At 63.5% G+C, this 16,533-nt stretch carries 14 protein-coding genes; 7 read left to right on the top strand and 7 right to left on the bottom strand.

From position 1 onward, the window contains the following. Positions 1-19 precede the first annotated feature (19 nt). The 3 genes from rdgB to ASD58_RS06885 are packed head-to-tail and all read left to right on the top strand — an operon-like array spanning position 20 to position 2,653. A complete protein-coding gene (gene rdgB / locus ASD58_RS06895) occupies positions 20-607 on the top strand; it encodes an RdgB/HAM1 family non-canonical purine NTP pyrophosphatase (protein WP_057260368.1) in 588 nt (195 codons plus the stop codon). Beyond that, complete coding sequence (hemW, locus tag ASD58_RS06890; RefSeq protein ID WP_057260367.1) at positions 604-1,839, top strand: radical SAM family heme chaperone HemW; 1,236 nt, start codon at positions 604-606, stop codon at positions 1,837-1,839. Before rdgB ends, hemW begins: the two co-directional genes overlap by 4 nt. Before the next feature lies 1 nt (position 1,840). Beyond that, a complete protein-coding gene (locus tag ASD58_RS06885) occupies positions 1,841-2,653 on the top strand; it encodes a hypothetical protein (protein ID WP_057260366.1) in 813 nt (270 codons plus the stop codon). A gap of 371 nt (positions 2,654-3,024) precedes the next feature. Here ASD58_RS06885 and ASD58_RS06880 read toward each other — a convergent pair whose 3' ends face one another. The 6 genes from ASD58_RS06880 to tal all read right to left on the bottom strand — a co-directional run bounded on the left by ASD58_RS06880 (position 3,025) and on the right by tal (position 12,854). Continuing rightward, positions 3,025-4,815, bottom strand: a complete 1,791-nt coding sequence (locus tag ASD58_RS06880) for a methyl-accepting chemotaxis protein (RefSeq protein ID WP_082565276.1) — start codon at positions 4,813-4,815, stop codon at positions 3,025-3,027. 94 nt (positions 4,816-4,909) lie between these two features. Then, positions 4,910-5,983 (bottom strand): hypothetical protein, encoded by a 1,074-nt coding sequence (locus tag ASD58_RS06875; protein WP_057260365.1) that lies wholly within the window; start codon positions 5,981-5,983, stop codon positions 4,910-4,912. Beyond that, on the bottom strand, positions 5,983-7,446 hold the full coding sequence (locus ASD58_RS06870; protein WP_057260364.1) for an efflux transporter outer membrane subunit: 1,464 nt from the start codon (positions 7,444-7,446) through the stop codon (positions 5,983-5,985). Before ASD58_RS06870 ends, ASD58_RS06875 begins: the two co-directional genes overlap by 1 nt. After that, the gene (locus tag ASD58_RS06865) at positions 7,443-10,589 is read right to left on the bottom strand and encodes an efflux RND transporter permease subunit (RefSeq protein ID WP_057260363.1); all 3,147 of its coding nucleotides are present in this window, start codon (positions 10,587-10,589) and stop codon (positions 7,443-7,445) included. Before ASD58_RS06865 ends, ASD58_RS06870 begins: the two co-directional genes overlap by 4 nt. A 12-nt stretch (positions 10,590-10,601) precedes the next feature. After that, positions 10,602-11,795, bottom strand: a complete 1,194-nt coding sequence (locus ASD58_RS06860; RefSeq protein WP_057260362.1) for an efflux RND transporter periplasmic adaptor subunit — start codon at positions 11,793-11,795, stop codon at positions 10,602-10,604. Between the two features lie 129 nt (positions 11,796-11,924). Further along, entirely contained in the window at positions 11,925-12,854 is a 930-nt protein-coding gene (gene tal / locus ASD58_RS06855; protein WP_057260361.1) for a transaldolase, read from the bottom strand. Positions 12,855-12,974: 120 nt separating this feature from the next. On the opposite strand from tal, the gene ASD58_RS06850 reads away from it, so the two are divergent. From ASD58_RS06850 to ASD58_RS06840, 3 genes are all read left to right on the top strand, one after another. Beyond that, positions 12,975-13,349: a hypothetical protein gene (locus ASD58_RS06850; protein ID WP_057260360.1), complete on the top strand. Its 375-nt coding sequence runs from the start codon at positions 12,975-12,977 to the stop codon at positions 13,347-13,349. A 15-nt stretch (positions 13,350-13,364) separates the two neighbouring features. Beyond that, positions 13,365-14,576, top strand: a complete 1,212-nt coding sequence (locus ASD58_RS06845; RefSeq protein ID WP_057260359.1) for a D-amino acid dehydrogenase — start codon at positions 13,365-13,367, stop codon at positions 14,574-14,576. 75 nt (positions 14,577-14,651) lie between these two features. Continuing rightward, complete coding sequence (locus tag ASD58_RS06840) at positions 14,652-14,927, top strand: DUF4242 domain-containing protein (RefSeq protein ID WP_057260600.1); 276 nt, start codon at positions 14,652-14,654, stop codon at positions 14,925-14,927. Here the strand turns inward: ASD58_RS06840 and ASD58_RS06835 are convergent. Beyond that, entirely contained in the window at positions 14,924-15,865 is a 942-nt protein-coding gene (locus ASD58_RS06835) for a GGDEF domain-containing protein (RefSeq protein ID WP_229209918.1), read from the bottom strand. The genes ASD58_RS06840 and ASD58_RS06835 overlap by 4 nt on opposite strands. A gap of 81 nt (positions 15,866-15,946) precedes the next feature. Here ASD58_RS06835 and ASD58_RS06830 point away from each other — a divergent pair, with 81 nt between their 5' ends. Further along, positions 15,947-16,351, top strand: coding sequence for a hypothetical protein (locus ASD58_RS06830; protein WP_057260357.1), 405 nt, complete (start codon positions 15,947-15,949; stop codon positions 16,349-16,351). Positions 16,352-16,533: the final 182 nt, after the last annotated feature.

Raw genomic sequence — 16,533 nt, 5'->3', positions numbered from 1 at the left:
TTCAAAAGAGCCGATATTCATGACACAACGCATCGTTCTCGCATCGAACAACAAGGGCAAGCTCAAGGAATTCAATGAGCTGCTCTCGACCATTGGTTTCGCCGTCCACCCGCAGGGTGAATTCGACGTGCCGGAGGCGGATGAGCCTTTCCACACATTTGTCGAAAATGCACTGACCAAGGCGCGCCATGCGGCGCGCCTGACCGGCTTGCCGGCGCTGGCCGACGATTCGGGCGTGTGCGTAAATGCGCTGGGCGGTGCGCCCGGCGTGTACTCGGCCCGTTATGCGGGCGAGCCGAAATCGGATACGCGCAACAGCGAGAAATTGATTGCCGACCTGGCGGCGCATGCCGACAAATCGGCCTACTATTACTGCGTGCTGGTGTTCGTGCGCCATGCCGACGACCCGCAGCCGGTGATCGCTGACGGGCGCTGGGAAGGTGTGATTTCGGCCGAAGCACGGGGCGAGGGCGGCTTTGGCTACGACCCGTATTTCCTGATTCCTGCACTGGGCAAGCATGTGGCCGAGCTGGCCCCGGAAGAGAAGAACCGCCTGTCCCATCGCGGACAGGCCCTGCGTGCCCTGGTAGAGAAGCTGAAAAAATGATCCCGATTAAGCCGGTCGGCAACGCCCTACCAAGCCGCACCATCGACAGCGCCGCCGGCGTCGCTGCAACCTACCTGCGCCCAGGCGCCTTGAACCTGCAAGCTTTGCCGCCATTGTCGCTGTACATCCACTGGCCGTGGTGCGTGCGCAAGTGTCCATACTGCGATTTCAATTCGCATGAGGCGAAAGGCGAAGTCCCCGAGAAGGAATACCTGGACGCGCTGCGGCGTGACCTGGAAATGTCGCTGCCCCTGATCTGGGGCCGCAAGATTTACACGGTCTTCATCGGTGGCGGTACGCCGAGTCTGATGTCGGCGGCCGGCATGGATCGCCTGATGTCGGATCTGCGCAGCCTGTTGCCGCTGGATGGCGCCTGCGAGATCACGATGGAGGCCAATCCGGGCACCTTCGAGGCCGAGAAATTCCGTTCCTATCGCGATAGCGGCATCAACCGCCTGTCGATCGGCATCCAGAGTTTCAACAGCGAACACCTGAAGGCTCTGGGCCGCATCCACGACGACGGCGAAGCAAAGCGCGCGGTCGAAATCGCGCTGGCGAACTTCGACAACTTCAACCTGGACCTGATGTACGCGCTGCCGAACCAGACGCTGGAACAGGCGCACCAGGACATCGGGACTGCGATCGGCTTCAAGCCGCCGCACCTGTCGCTGTACCACCTGACGATGGAGCCGAACACGCTGTTCGCCAAATATCCGCCGCAGCTGCCGGACGACGACCTGAGCGCGGACATGCAGGACATGATCGCCGAGCTGACCGCCGCGAACGGATACGGCCATTACGAAGTGTCGGCCTACGCCCAGCCTGGCCACCAGGCGCGCCACAACCTGAATTACTGGCAGTTCGGCGATTACCTTGGCATCGGCGCCGGCGCCCATTCCAAGCTGTCGTTCCCGCACCGCGTGCTGCGCCAGGCGCGCTACAAGCAGCCAAAGTCCTATATGGACGCGGTGGCCGCCGGCAACCCTGTGCAGGAAGAGCGCGAATTGTCGCGCGATGAAATGGGTTTTGAGTTCATGCTGAATGCCTTGCGCCTGCAAGGCGGCTTCGAGCCGAACCTGTTTGCCGAACGCACCGGCATGGCACTCAACACCATTGAGAAGCAACTGAACGCCGCTGAGGCGAAAGGCTTGCTGTATCGCGACCACATGCTGATCAAGCCAACCGAATTAGGCCAGCGCTTCCTGAACGACCTGCAGCAGATGTTCCTTTGAGATGGACGCCTGGGACTGTTTTCGGGGACTTGCCGAGGAATTGTCCCAGTACGAGGGAAGCGAAATATTTGCTGGCGTTCTGGAACCGTGGTTAAGCGCGCATCCCGAAGCGCGCGACTGGCTGGTGTGCATCGCGCAACGTCCGGGAACGCCTATACCTCCGATTGATGATGAGGAGTCCTGGGCGTTATATGCACTCAATCGAACGCTGGACACCTTGATCGCGGCCGGGAATCCAGTTTCCCCTGCACAGTACATCGCGTTCGTCGAAGCGCTTGGCATGAAAGCGCTGAAGCCGCAGCAGTTCTCACCCTTCTACCATGAAGTCGACGAGATCGAGCAAGGCCCTGCGCCCGCTAGTCCAGTGGCTATCCTGGAATTCAACTGGCCATGCGTCATGCTCGGGAACATGATGGTTTCGCGAGCACGTGTTCGCGTATCGGCAGGGGCTCAAGTGCTTGCGCCGGGAATTGCCGACGCGTCGACGCTGTATTGGACTTTTTGGCGGAAGAACCGCCCCAACCAGGATCTATCGCATGGCTGGGGCAGCAACTCGCAATGGCGGACAGCTTTTCGCCGCGACTTCGCGTTGGGCGACACGTACTATTACAACGTCGATGGTAAGAAAGACATTGCAACGCAAGGCGACGATGAGGAAAGCGAATTGACGCAGAGCGAAAGGATTGAGCTCCTTACACATCGCTGCTTTGTCCGGTGCACGAAGCCCCACAATGATTTGTGGCCATACGACGACCGCTTTGTGGAGCAGCGAAAAGCCGGGTTGCTTTCGCGCCTGATTCACCGCCTGCGCTGAGTGCCCCTGTTGCCTATTGCCGATGTTCTGTGACGATGACCTGGCTCACAGGTCTTTTCCCCCGACTGAGCTGAGAGCAGTTCCTTGCGCCTGGCGTCGATAGCATCCTCGCTTGTGCAAATACTGTCGACAGGTACTCCGTTCAGCAACTGCGGGTTTTTCTCGCCAGCCAGGTCATCGCTGCAAGCTGCTTGAGTACGGGAACACTCAAGTTGGCCGAGCGGGCTGGCCGACGTAACGCGAGACCAGAAAATCGCGCGACCGGCCATTTCGATCTCCCGATCGTCCTTCGATTCACTGGCGTAGGATAATGTCCACGCCAGTGTCAAAAGGACTGAGGCCGCGACTCGAACAACGTTCATTTTTTCGAATCAGAATTCTTCCCATTCGTCGTTGGGCGTGGCGGGCGCACGGCGCTCGGTTTTCGTGCGTCGATCCGTCGCGTGGTCTGACGCGCTGCTGGCGCTGCTGCCCGCCGTGCGTGGGGCAGCGCGTGGCATGGCGCGTTGATCCGGTGCGCTAAGGCGTTTGGGACGCGCTGCTTCAACCTCGGCAGCGCCGCCGCCATCGGCGACACGGCGGGGCTGGGCACTCCAGCGGGCGACCGCTTCGGTCCCCAGTTTGAAGGAGGCCGCGACCTGGGCAAGCTGGGCTGCCTGTTCCTGCATGCTGGCTGCTGCGGCGGCAGCTTCTTCCACCAGGGCGGCGTTCTGCTGCGTGACCTGATCCATCTGGCCGATGGCCTGGTTCACTTCATCGATGCCGACGCTTTGTTCGCGGCTGGCCGAGGTGATCTCGCCCATGATGTCGGTCACGCGCCGCACGCTGTTCACGACTTCGCCGATGGTGGTGCCGGCTTGCTGCACCAGCGAGGTGCCTGCGTTCACCTGGACCACGGAATTGTCGATCAGTTCCTTGATCTCTTTCGCGGCGGCGGCGGAGCGCTGCGCCAGGTTGCGCACTTCGGAGGCGACCACGGCGAAGCCGCGGCCTTGCTCGCCGGCGCGGGCTGCTTCCACTGCGGCGTTCAGCGCGAGGATGTTGGTCTGGAAGGCGATGCCGTCGATGGTGCCGATGATGTCGACGATCTTGCGCGACGAGGCATCGATGGAGCCCATGGTTTCCACCACCTGGCCGACGATCTCGCCGCCGCGTGCGGCCACGTCGGATGCTGCCTGCGCAAGCTGGTTGGCCTGGTTGGCGTTATCGGCGTTCTGGCGCACGGTGGATGTCAGTTCTTCCATCGAGGAAGCGGTTTCCTCCAGCGAGCTGGCTTGCTGTTCGGTGCGTGAGGACAGGTCCAGGTTGCCTTCCGCGATTTCACTGGAGGCGGTAGCGATTGCGGTGGTGCCGGTCTGCACCTGGCTCACCACGCGCCGCAGCGAATCGTTCATGCCGCGCAGGGCTTTCATCAGGTCGCCGATTTCATCGCGTGCGGTTTGCTCGTCGAAGTGGGTAGTCAGGTCGCCTTCGGCCACCGTGTTGGCGATGCCGAGTGCGGAATTCAGCGGCACCGTAATGCTGCGCGAAATGACCCACGCCGCCCAGCCGCCAAAGGCCAGCAGCAGGATGCCAAGCGTAAGCATCAGTCGGTTGCTGCGCGCATTGGCTTCGTTAATGCTGGCCGCCGTGGCGTCGATAGCCTTGCGCTGCTGCGCCAGCAAGTCCTTGACCTTCTCCTGGTAGGCCTTGGCGGCAGGCTCGAATACCTCGCGATAAAGGCGTTCGCCTTCCGCCGCGTCGCCGGCCTTCTTGGCGTTCATCACCTGGTTCTTTGCGTCCTGGTACTTGGCGCGGATGGCGACTGCGTCCTGGTAGATCTTGCGTTCTTCATCCGTCTCCAGCAACCCTTCGATGGACTTCAACAGCTCGGCGCCGCGCTTGGCACTGTCGGCAATCGCGGTGGCGAAGGTGTTCGACAGTTCGCCATCGCTGCTGCGCGCGATCATCTGCGTGCGGGCGACGGCCGAATAGATCAGCACATACCAGTCCGATACGATGCGCTCCTTGGCCAGCGGCCGGTCCATCATGGCGCGCGTGGCGTTGGCGGTGTCATTGGAATGGTAAAGGGCATAGCTGGTGCCGAGAGCCGACAGCAGCAGGACGATGCCGAAGCCCGCCGCGAGGCGGGGCCCGATGCGGAGCTGGGACAGAAATTGCATACAAGCCTCCAGTGAGTTGGAGTTCTAGTATGCACCTGAATAGTTGCGTGGTAGATATCCCGTTGCAAGGCTGCAACAGGGAATAACACCTGGCTTAGAACTGCTGGGCTACCTTCAAGTCCGGTCTTTCGGCCCACTGCGCCAGCGCGTCGGCCATGCGCTGGCTTTCGCCGATCGCGTAAGTCCAGTCGCGGATGCGGGCGGCATGGTCCTGGCCATAGTGCTTGAAGTCGGTGCGGTCGGGCAGTTTGCGGTTCGGCAGGCGCGCCACGAAAGATGGCGAGGGCGAAACCAGGATCACGTTATCCAGCGCGCTGTCGCGGGCACGGCGCCATGGCATCGACTTATCGAGCCAGCCTGGCACGATATGGTCGGTGAAGTGCGGGTACAGCACCAGGCCTTCATCGCGCTGATACGGCAGGTGCAGGTGGTAGTCGATCAAGCCGCCGTCCCAGTAATCGCCGGGCGGCGCGCCGTGGATGCCGCTGACCGCTTGCAGCACCAGCGGGATCGAGCCGGATGCCAGCAGCGCGGAATGCAGGTTCTGCTCAGACAGGCCGACATAGTGCGAGGCGAAGGCGTCGAAGCTGGTGCGCAGCCAGGCGGCGTCGTCGCGGGTGTCGTGGAAGACCACGCGCTCCATGGCGCCGGCCAGGCGGCTGCGCGAGAGGGCATTGCCGGCGGCGGCGCGCAGGAACCCTGCCATTTCCCGCCAGCGGCTGCCGCGTGTGCTGGCCAGCGGGCCGATGCCGCGCACCGTGATCACCGACAGCAGGTAGCCGGGATTGGCGAGCATTTCACTGCCGCGCCCATCGAGCACGCTGTCGAGCAGGCCGCGAATCACGCGGCTGACGTAGGCGGCATCGACCTTGTCGGGATATGTCTGGTGGGTGTAGTGGTGCGCCAGCCGCTGGTGCGCGGCGACCGGATCGTGGAACGCGCCAGCGGCCATGCGCCAGGCGCCGATCGAGGCGCCGATCAGGCGGCGCTTGCGCGGTGCCTGTTTCAGCCACTCGCCAAACATCCACTGGTCGATGCCGTTCAGGATCAGGCCTTTGGGACCGCCTGCCGCGGCAGGGATGATGGCGATGTCGGCGGCCTGCAAGCCTTCGCGCTCGATGCGCTGGCGGGCGCGCTGGCCGAGCCGGATACTGATCGGTGAATCCACTACTTCAAACCTCCTCCAAGCGCCCGGTACAAGTCGATGGCGCTGGTTGTGCGCAGCAGGCGTGCCTGGACCAGGGCCTGTTCCGCGGTGAACAATTCGCGTTGGGCGTCGAGCACGTCGAGCGAGCTGGCAACCCCGTTTTCAAAGCGTAATTGTAATAGACGCAGGCGTTCGGCCTGGGCGTCCTGCACCACGCGCTGGGCGGCCACCTGTTCGCCGAGGTAGCTGCGGGCGGCCAGGGCGTCGGCGACTTCGCGGAAGGCTTGCTGGATGGTTTTCTCATAATCGGCCACGGCAATGTTCTTGCGCGCGTGGCTGACGTCCAGGTTGGCAAGGTTGCGGCCGGTGTCGAAGATCGGCAGCAGCAGTTGCGGGGCGAAGCTCCAGGTATTGCTGCCGCTGTCGAACAAGCCGCTGAAATCGCGGCTGGCGCTGCCGACCGAGGTGGTCAGCGTGATGCGCGGGAAGAAGGCAGCGCGGGCGGCACCGATATTGGCGTTGGCGGCTTTCAGGCGCTGTTCGGCGGCGCGGATGTCGGGGCGGTTGGCCAGCAGGTCGGACGGCAGGCCAGCGGTCAGGGCAGACATTGTGTCGGCTTGTGCATCTTCCGTCGGGGCCGGGCCACCGGTCGCGCTGCCGGCCGGCAGCGGTTGGCCTACCAATAAGGTCAGGGCGTTGGCGGCTTGCGCGCGCTGGCGGGCCAGGGCGAGGGCGGAGGCGCGGGCGGTTTCCATCTGCTGCTCGTTCGAGCGCAGGTCGAGACGCGAGGAAGCGCCGCCTTCCACGCGCTGCTTCGTCAGCTCGAAGGTGCGCTTGCGGGCTTCGTAGGTGCTTTCGGCCAGCGTTTGCTGTTCGGCGAAGGCACGCTCGGTGTAATAGGCCTTGGCGACTTCGGCAACCAGGCTGATTTGGGCGGCCTGTTTCGCTTCTTCCGTCGCCAGGTAGCTGGCGAGCGCGGAGTCGCTCAGGCTTTTGACGCGGCCGAAGAAATCAAGCTCGAAGGCCGAGATGCCGAGGCCGGCGTCAAAGCGTTCGCCGATTTGCGGCTGGCCGGTGGCGGTCGCGAAACCAGGCGTGCGTGCGCGCGACTCGCCGAGCGTGGCATTCAGCGTCGGCAGGCGGTCGGCGCGCTGGATGCGGTAGACCCCGCGCGCTTCTTCGATGCGCAGGGCGGCGATGCGGAGGTCGCGGTTGTTTTCAAGCGCTGTCGCGATCAGTTGCTGGAGGCGGCCGTCAGGGAAGAAGGTGCGCCAGCCGGTTTCCACGGCGGATTGCGTTGGCGTGGCCGCTGTCGGCGCGTCGCTCGCGGCGGCGCCTGCGGCGGCTGGGACCACGGGGAAGGCGTCAGCGATTGGTGCGGCAGGGCGTTGGTAGGCCGGGGCCATCGAGCAGCCGGACACTGCGCCGGCCAGCAGCAGTGCTGCAGCCAGGGCTGGCCGGGCGGGGAGGATGGGCTTCATCATTGTTTCGACTCCGGGAGATCCAGTTCATGCGCGGCGAGGCGGCGTTGGCGTTCGCTGCCTTTGAAGATGCGGCGCACGACCACAAAGAACACAGGCACCAGGAACACCGCCAGCACGGTGGCGGTAATCATGCCGCCCATCACGCCGGTACCAATGGCGCGCTGCGAGGCCGAGCCGGCGCCGGAGGCGATCACCAGCGGCAGTACGCCAAGGATGAAGGCCAGCGAGGTCATGATGATCGGGCGGAAGCGCAGGTGCACCGCCTCCAGCGTCGCTTCGATCAACCCTTTGCCCTGCGCCTGCAAGTCCTTGGCGAACTCGATGATCAGGATCGCGTTCTTGGCAGACAAGCCGATGATCGCAATCAGCCCCACCTTGAAGTAGACGTCGTTCGGCAGCCCGCGCAAGTGGGCGCCAAGCAGGGCGCCGAGCACGCCCAGCGGCACCACCAGCAGCACAGCCACCGGAATCGATTCCGACTCGTACAGCGCGGCCAGCACCAGGAAGGCAGCCAGCATGGACAGCGCAAATAGTGCCGGCGCCTGCGAGCCGGACAGGCGTTCCTCTGCCGACTGGCCGGTCCACTCGATACCGAAACCCGGCGGCAGTTGCTGCGCCAGGTGCAGCAGCTCCTCCATGGCCTCGCCGGTCGAATGCCCCGGCGCCGCATTGGCGCTCAGGCGGTAGGCCGGGTAGCCGTTGTAGCGCACCAGCTGGATCGGGCCGGTCACCCAACGTGTGGTCGAGAACGAGGCAAACGGCACCATCGTGCCTGTGCTGCTGCGCACGTTCAAGCGCAGGATATCGTCCGGCTGCATGCGGCGCAGCTGGTCGGCCTGCACGATCACGCGCTGCTGGCGGCCGCTGGCGGCAAAGTCGTTCACGTAAGACGAGCCGAAAGCCGTGCCCAGCGTGGACGTGATATCGGCGAACGCCACGCCCAATGCATTGGCTTTTTCACGGTCGATGTCGACCTGCAGCTGCGGTGCATCTTCCAGGCCTTCCGGACGCATGCCGGTCAGGATCTTACTCTTGCCTGCCAGTTCGAGAAGCTGGTTACGCGCCGCCAGCAAGGCTTCGTGCCCAAGTCCGCCGCGGTCCTGCAAGCGGGCGGTGATGCCGGTCGCATTGCCAAGTTCGCGGATTGGCGGCGGGCTCAGTGCGAACACTTGCGCATCCTGGATATGGGCCAGGCCGCCGAAGGATCGCATGGCAATCGCTTCCGCCGACTGGTCGGGGCCGCGCTCTTTCCAGTCTTTCAGCGGCACGAACACCAGGCCGGCGTTCTGGCCGCTGCCGGAGAAGCTGAAGCCAGCCACCGCAATCGTGCGTGCCACGCCAGGCTGGGCGCGGAAGTAGGAATCCACTTCGGCCAGCACGGCCTCGGCACGGTTGCGAGAAGCGCCCGGCGGAAGCTGCACGTTGGCGATGATATAGCCCTGGTCCTCGTTTGGCAGGAAGGAGGAGGGCAGGCGCACGTACAGCCACGCCACAATGCCCAGCAGCGCCACGAAGATCAGCAGGAACCGCCCGGTGCGGGTCAGGATTTTCGCAACCCAGCCCTGGTAACGCGTGGCAGTGACAGCAAAGCCGCGGTTGAACCAGCCGAAGATGCCGGTCTTGGCATGGTGGTGGCCGGCTTCGACCGGTTTCAGCATGGTGGCGCACAGGGCCGGTGTCAGCGAGAGCGCCATCAGCGCCGAGAACACCATGGCCGATACCATCGACAGCGAGAACTGGCGATAGATCGCGCCTACGGCGCCGCCGAAGAAGGCCATCGGGATGAACACGGCAATCAGAACCAGGGTGATGCCGATGATCGCGCCGGTGATCTGCGACATGGCCTTGCGCGTCGCTTCACGCGGCGACAAGCCTTCCTCGCTCATGATGCGTTCGACGTTCTCCACCACCACGATCGCATCGTCGACCAGGATACCGATGGCCAGCACCATGCCGAACATGGTCAGCACGTTGATCGAGAAGCCGAATACCTGCATGGCGGCGAAAGTACCCATCAACGCGACCGGCACCACGATGGTCGGGATCAGGGTGTAGCGGAAGTTCTGCAGGAAGATGTACATCACCAGGAACACCAGGGCCACAGCTTCCAGCAAGGTCTTGACCACTTCCTCGATGGAGATCTTGACGAACAGCGAGGTGTCGTATGGCACGGTGTATTTCAGGCCAGGCGGGAAGTACTTCTGCAGCTCGTCCATCTTCTCGCGCACGATGGTGGCGGTGGCCAAGGCGTTGCCAGTCAGCGACTGCTGCACGGCGATGGCGACGAATGGCTGCCCGTTCAGGCGCGCACTGATGCCGTAGCTGGAGCCGCCCAGTTCCATCCGCGCTACGTCGCGCAAGCGCACCAGCGAGCCGTCGCGGTTGGCGCGCAGCACGACCTTGCCGAATTCCTCGACCGAGGCAAGCTGGCCGGTCACCACCACGGGAGCGAACCAGGTTTGGGCACGGGTGGTTGGCAGGTCGCCCACCGTGCCGCCCGCCACCTGGGCATTCTGCTGGCGGATCGCCGCGGTAACGTCGCTCATATTGAGCTTGTAGCCGGTCAGCTTGTCGGGATCGACCCAGATGCGCATGGCGCGCTCGGTGCCGAACAACTGGGCCTGGCCTACGCCCGGCAGGCGCTTGACTTCATTCAGCACGTTGCGCGCCAGGTAGTCGCCGATCGCGGTCGGGTCCATGCTGCCGTCGGCCGAGTAGGCGCCGACGAACATCAGGATGTTGGAGCGCGCCTTGTTGACCTGCACGCCTTGCTGGATCACAGCCTGCGGCAGGCGCGACTCAACACGCTTGATGCGATTCTGCACGTCCACCGCCGCCAGGTCCGGATTGGTGCCTGGCTGGAAAGTGACGGTGATGCTGACGGAACCGTTCGAATCGCTTTGCGACTCGACGTACTGCAAGCCATCGGCGCCGTTCATCTCCTGTTCGATGACGGAGGTGACGGCATCGTCCAGCACCTGAGCGGTAGCGCCGGGATAGGTGGCACTGACCACGATGGATGGCGGTGCGATGGTCGGGTATTGCGCAACCGGCAGGGTGGTGATCGCCAGCGCTCCACCCAGCAGGATGAAGAGCGCGATCACCCACGCGAACACGGGGCGGTCGATAAAGAACTTTGCCATGTGGCGGCCCCTTTACCTGGCCGCCGGGGCGGATGCGGCAGGCGCAGCGCCGGCCGGTGCAGGCCCGGATGCCGGGCCTTTCCACGGAACCGGATTGACCGTGCCGCCTGGTTTGGTCTTCTGGAAGCCTTCCACGATGATGCGCTCGCCGCCCTTCAGGCCGGAACTGACCACCCACTTGCCGCCGGCTGCGGCATCGGCCTTGACCGGCACCGAGCTGACCTTGTTGTCGGCTCCGACCACCAGCACCGAAGCGCCTTCCGCGCCGCGCACCACGGCTTGCTGCGGCACGGTGATGGCCGATTCGTTGACGCCCTGTTCCAGGCGAGCCCGCACGTACATGCCCGGCAGCAGGGTGCGCTCGGGATTCGGGAATTCGGCCCGCATCGACACCGAGCCGCTGGATTCGTCGACCGCAACGTCGGAGAACAGCAGCTTGCCGGGGCGCGAATATTCCTGGCCATCTTCGGTCAGCAGGGTGACGCGCGCCTGGTCCTTGCCGGCGCTTTTCAGGGTGCCGGCAGACAGTGCCTGCTTGAGGCGCAGCAGCTCGGCGGAAGATTGGGTGATGGTGACGTAAATCGGGTCCAGTTGCTGCACGGTGGCCATTGGCGTTGCTTCATTCTGGCCAACCAGCGCGCCTTCGGTGACCAGGGCGCGGCCCACCCGGCCCGAGATTGGTGCCGTGACGGTGGCGTAGCCCAGCGTCAGCCCGGCATTCTTGCGCGCGGCGCGGGCCGACTGCAATTCGGCGCCAGCCTGTTTTTGCGCGGTGACGGCATCGTCGTATTCCTGCTGGCTGACGGCCTGCGCCGCCAGCAGCGGCTTGTAGCGCTTGGCCTTCAGGTCGGCCTGCGCCAGGTTGGCTTCGGCGCGGGCGATGGCGGCATCGGCACTTTCCACATTGGCCTGGAACTGCGCCGGATCGATGCGGAACAGGACTTCACCCGCCTTGACGTCGCCGCCCTCCTTGAACACACGCTGCAGCACGATGCCCGGCGTGCGCGCCCGCACCTGGGCGATGCGCGAAGCTTCGACGCGGCCCGGCAGTTCGTTGGTGACGGTCACTTCGCCACTGGTGGCGGTGATGATGGAAACGGTGGGTGGGGGCGGGGCCGCCTTGTTGGCGTCTTTCTTATCACTGCATGCCGCCAGGGTGAGCGACAGGGCAATAGCCAGCGGTAGGGTGCGCAATACAGGTTTCATTGGCGTCTCGTTCTGTGGGGTGGGACTGCGCCGAAAATTGTATAACACTGTCAATTGTAACGTTTTGTACAGGCCAAAATAACAAAAAAGGACGCCGAAGCGTCCTTTTCCGCATTGAAATGGCAGAGCTTAACGCATTGCCGAGATCATCTGCTTCAGCTTGTTCGAGTCGGCCACGAAGGCGCGGATGCCCTCGGCCAGCTTTTCGGTGGCCATCGCATCTTCGTTCAGCATGAAGCGGAACGTCTTTTCGTCCATCGAGATCTTGACGGCGGTGCCGGTGTCGGCCGGCGACAGCTTGCGCTCGACCGGTGCCTGGGTGTCGGCCAGCTTTTGCAGCAGGTCCGGCGAAATGGTCAGCAGGTCGCAGCCGGCCAGTTCCAGGATCTGGCTGGTGTTGCGGAAGGAGGCGCCCATCACTTCGGTCTTGTAGCCGAACTTGCGGTAATAGTTGTAGATGCGCTTGACCGACTGCACGCCCGGATCTTCGGCGCCCTGGTAATCGATGCCGGTGGATTTCTTGAACCAGTCGTAGATGCGGCCGACGAACGGGGAAATCAGCTGCGAGCCCGCTTCTGCGCAGGCAATAGCCTGGCACAGCGAGAACAGCAGGGTCATATTGGTGCGGATGCCTTCCTTCTCCAGTTGCTCGGAGGCGCGGATGCCTTCCCAGGTGGAGGCGATCTTGATCAGCACCCGTTCGCGCGGAATGCCGGCTTTTTCATACAGGGCGATCAGTTCGCGGCCCTTGGCCACATTGCCCGCCACGTCGAAGGACAGGGCCGCGTCGATTTCGGTGGAAACTCGGCCCGGCACGAATTTCAGGATTTCGGTGCCGAAAGCGATCAGCAGCTTGTCGATGATTTCGCCGGTAGTGGCGTTCGGGCTGTCGCGCACGGCCTTTTCCAGCAGTGGCTTGTATTCATCCTTCTGCACCGCCTTCAGGATCAGCGATGGATTGGTGGTTGCGTCTTGCGGCGCATAAGCCTTGATCGACTGGAAATCGCCGGTGTCGGCAACAACGGTAGTGTATTGCTTGAGCTGTTCGAGCTGATTCATTGCAGTCCTGGAGTCGAGAGGGACGGAAAAAACCTATTGTACTAAATCGGCGCGGCCCGCCATGTTGCGTTTACAATGGGGACTATTAGTATTCTCATATTTTGGTCTGAGGAGTTAGCCATGATTTTGGCAATTGTTGGTGCGCTGCTGCTGGCGCTTGGCCTGTTTTCCGGAGCCGCGCTGGTGCTGGCGCAGCTGGGCGTAGGGGGACTGGCGGCCGGCGTTTCGCTGTGGCTGATGTTCCCGCTGTTTAGCGTGACCGGGTACCTGTTGTTTGCCACCGGCGCGCGCGTGGCCAATTTCCGCGCGCTGTCGTTTGCCGTGTCGATCGCCTTGCTGCTGCTGGCGCTCGGCTGCGCGGCTGCCCTGGTGGCCGATGCCACGGCCCTGATGGCGCTGCATGGCGGTACTGGCGCGCTGTGGTATGTATTGCTGATTGCCGGCGTGCTGGGCGCCACCGGCGCCGCCTCGCATGGAAGGGTAGCGACGCAGTAATCGCGCAATCCCTTCATGAAATCAGTCGCAGTTATCGGCGGCGGCATTACCGGCGTCACGACAGCTTATGCGCTGGCGCGCCGCGGCCTCCGGGTCACCTTGTTCGAGCGCCATCGCTATCCGGCCATGGAAACTTCCTTTGCCAACGGTGGGCAGCTGTCGGCTTCCCATGCCGAAGCGTGGAATAGCTGGAGCACAGTGGGCAAAGGCTTGAAGTGGATGATGCGCAGCGATGCGCCATTGCTGCTCAATCCCAGGCCTGGCTGGCACAAGCTGTCCTGGTTCGCCGAATTCCTGGCTGCCATTCCCCGTTACGAGAGCAACACGATCGCCAGCACACGCCTGGCGATTGCCGCGCGCGAGCACCTGTTCGGTTGGGCGCGCGAGGAGGGCATCGATTTCGATGAGCGGCATGAGGGGATCCTGCATGTCTACCGCGACAAGGCAGGTTTCGAGCATGCAACGCGGGTGACCGGGCTGCTGGCACAGGGCGGCCTGCAGCGGCGCGCGGTGACGCCGGACGAAATGCGGGCGATCGAGCCGACGCTGGAAGGCCGCTTCCATGGCGGTTTCTTTACCGAGAGCGATAGTACCGGCGACATCCACAAATTCACGGTGGGACTGGCGCAGGCGGCCGAGGCGCGCGGGGTGCAGATGGTGTGCGGCGCCGAAGTGCGCAGCGTGGAAGCCGGCGGCGACGGCGCACGCGTCAGGTTCGTGCTGGACGGCGAGGAAGAGTCACGGCGTTTCGACGCAGTAGTCGTCTGCGCCGGCACGGCCAGCCGCGAGCTGGCTGCCATGCTGGGCGACCGCGTCAATGTCTACCCTGTGAAGGGCTATTCGATCACGGTGATGCTGGAGGATGCGCCAAGCCGCGCCGCCGCACCGACCGTCAGCCTGGTGGACGATGCCACCAAGCTGGTCAGCAGCCGCCTGGGCGCCAACCGCTTCCGCGTGGCGGGAACGGCGGAGTTCAACGGCTTTAACCGCGATATTCGCGCCGACCGCATTGCACCGCTGGTGAATTGGGTGCAGCAATGCTTCCCCGGCGTCTGCACGCGCCAGGTGGTGCCGTGGGCTGGCTTGCGGCCGATGATGCCGGACCTGATGCCGCGCGTCGGGCCAGGCAAGCGCCCCGGGGTGTTCTACAACACCGGACATGGCCATCTGGGATGGACCATGTCGGCAGCTACTGCTGAGCTTATCGCAGGGCAGGTGGCGGCTTGACTGGACAGCGTGGCCAGATGGTCTATGGTGAAGATTGGCGGCTCGGCCGCAAATCAGGGACCCAAGGAGACCATCATGCCCCGCTATATTGTTGAGCGCACTTTTCCGGACGGCTTGCACATTCCTGTCAACGCAGATGGCGCCAAGGCTTGCGACCTTGTGATCGGCACCAATGCCCGCAGCGGCGTCACCTGGATCCATTCCTATGTGAGCGATGACCTGCGCAAGACGTACTGCCTGTATGAGGCGCCGTCTCCGGAAGCGATCCGCGAAACGGCCGAAATGAATCACCTGCCGGTGGACAAGATCACGCAGGTGACGGCACTCGATCCTTATTTCTACCAAGGCTAGGCAGGCTGCCCGACGATCACCCGGTTGCGGCCTTCGCGCTTGGCAGTGTAGAGCGCGCGGTCGGCCGCTTCCAGCAGCGACTTGGCGTCGTTCAGGCGTTCCGTGTCGAAACTGGCGACCCCGATGCTCAGGGTGACTTGCGGATGCACGGCCTTGGGCGCGTGCGCCATGTTCAGCGATTCAACATGAGCGCGGATCACTTCCGCGTGCTGGGCCGCCTGCTCGGGCGTGGTGTCCGGCAGGATGGCGGCAAACTCCTCGCCACCGTAGCGCGCGGCCAGGTCGGCCGGCCGTTGCAGGCGCGAGGCGAAGGCTTCAGCCACCATGGTCAGGCAGGCGTCGCCCTGCTGGTGGCCGAAATGGTCGTTATAGGCCTTGAAGGAGTCGATATCCATCAGCAGCAGGGACAGGCTGGCTCCCTGGCGCTGCGCCCGGCGCAGTTCGCGGTCCAGCGCTACGTCGAAATGGCGGCGGTTGGCGATGCCGGTCAGGCCATCCACATAGGATTGCGCGCGCAGGGCTTCGGCCTGGCCGCGCAGTTGGCGTTCACGGCCCACGATGTTGCTGACATCCGCCACTTCGACCAGGCAAAAGCGCTCCTTGCCCTCGTTGAAGGGCGTCAGCGTCACGGCTTGTTCGATACGTTCGCCGCCCCAGGTGCCGGCAGCGAACAGCGGGAAGGGCGTGCGGTCCTGGTTTTGCGGCAGCACGGACGGCAGGTTGTTGGCCAGTGCGGTGTGGAGCGACTGCTCGATGCGCTTGCCGGACAGCTCGGGGAAGGCTTCCACCAAAGTCAGTCCCTGCACGCGGGATGCGGCCATGCCGGAGCGGCTGGCCAGCCATTGATTCCAGAAGATGATGCGCTGGTCGGCGTCCAGCACCGTCAGCCCGAGGTTTGCGAGGCCTAAAACGCGGCCATATAGTGTCGATTCTTGCATGAAAGGCATTATATGGATTTTAGAGTTTTGCGTCGGATTTTCGTGTTGAGTAATTGCCCTACAGAAAAATATAATACCGTTATGAAAAAACTTACTATTCTGGCCGCGCTGTGCGCCGCCATCTCCGCGCATGCCGCGGAAGCCACGCCGCAAGCGGCACTTGATCAATTCCTGAAGTTCGAACTGGACGGCGGACGCCTTCACAACGATACCGAAGGCTATTACGAGCAGGTTCACCTGGTCGATGGCTGGAAGACCGACGCGGTGAACTGCGACGGTGCGCGCTGCAAGGCCGTCGTCACCTATACCTACACCCCGACATCGGGGCTGGATATGGAGCAGGCGGTGCCGCACCCGAAAGGCGGCAGCGCGCAGGTGGAATACGTGGTGCTGCAGAAGGGGGGCCTGTGGCAGGTGGAATCCGGCAAGGACACACCGCACGTGTCGCGCGTGGCGATGGAGAAGATGCTGAAGGAAGGTCTCTAATTAAAAGTCGGGGTCAGCTCCGGCAATCGGACATAAATTTCGCTTGCGAAATTTATGTCCGATTGCCGGAGCTGACCCCGACTTTCAAATAAAGACCGGCTCGGGTTCGAGCGCGACGCCGTAACGCGCGGCGACGTCGGCCTGGATGGCGGCGGCCATCCACCTGGGCGCACCGCTACTGG

Source organism: Duganella sp. Root1480D1 (genome assembly GCF_001427305.1).
Lineage (GTDB): Bacteria > Pseudomonadota > Gammaproteobacteria > Burkholderiales > Burkholderiaceae_D > Rugamonas.
This window is presented reverse-complemented; position numbering and strand designations above follow the sequence as displayed.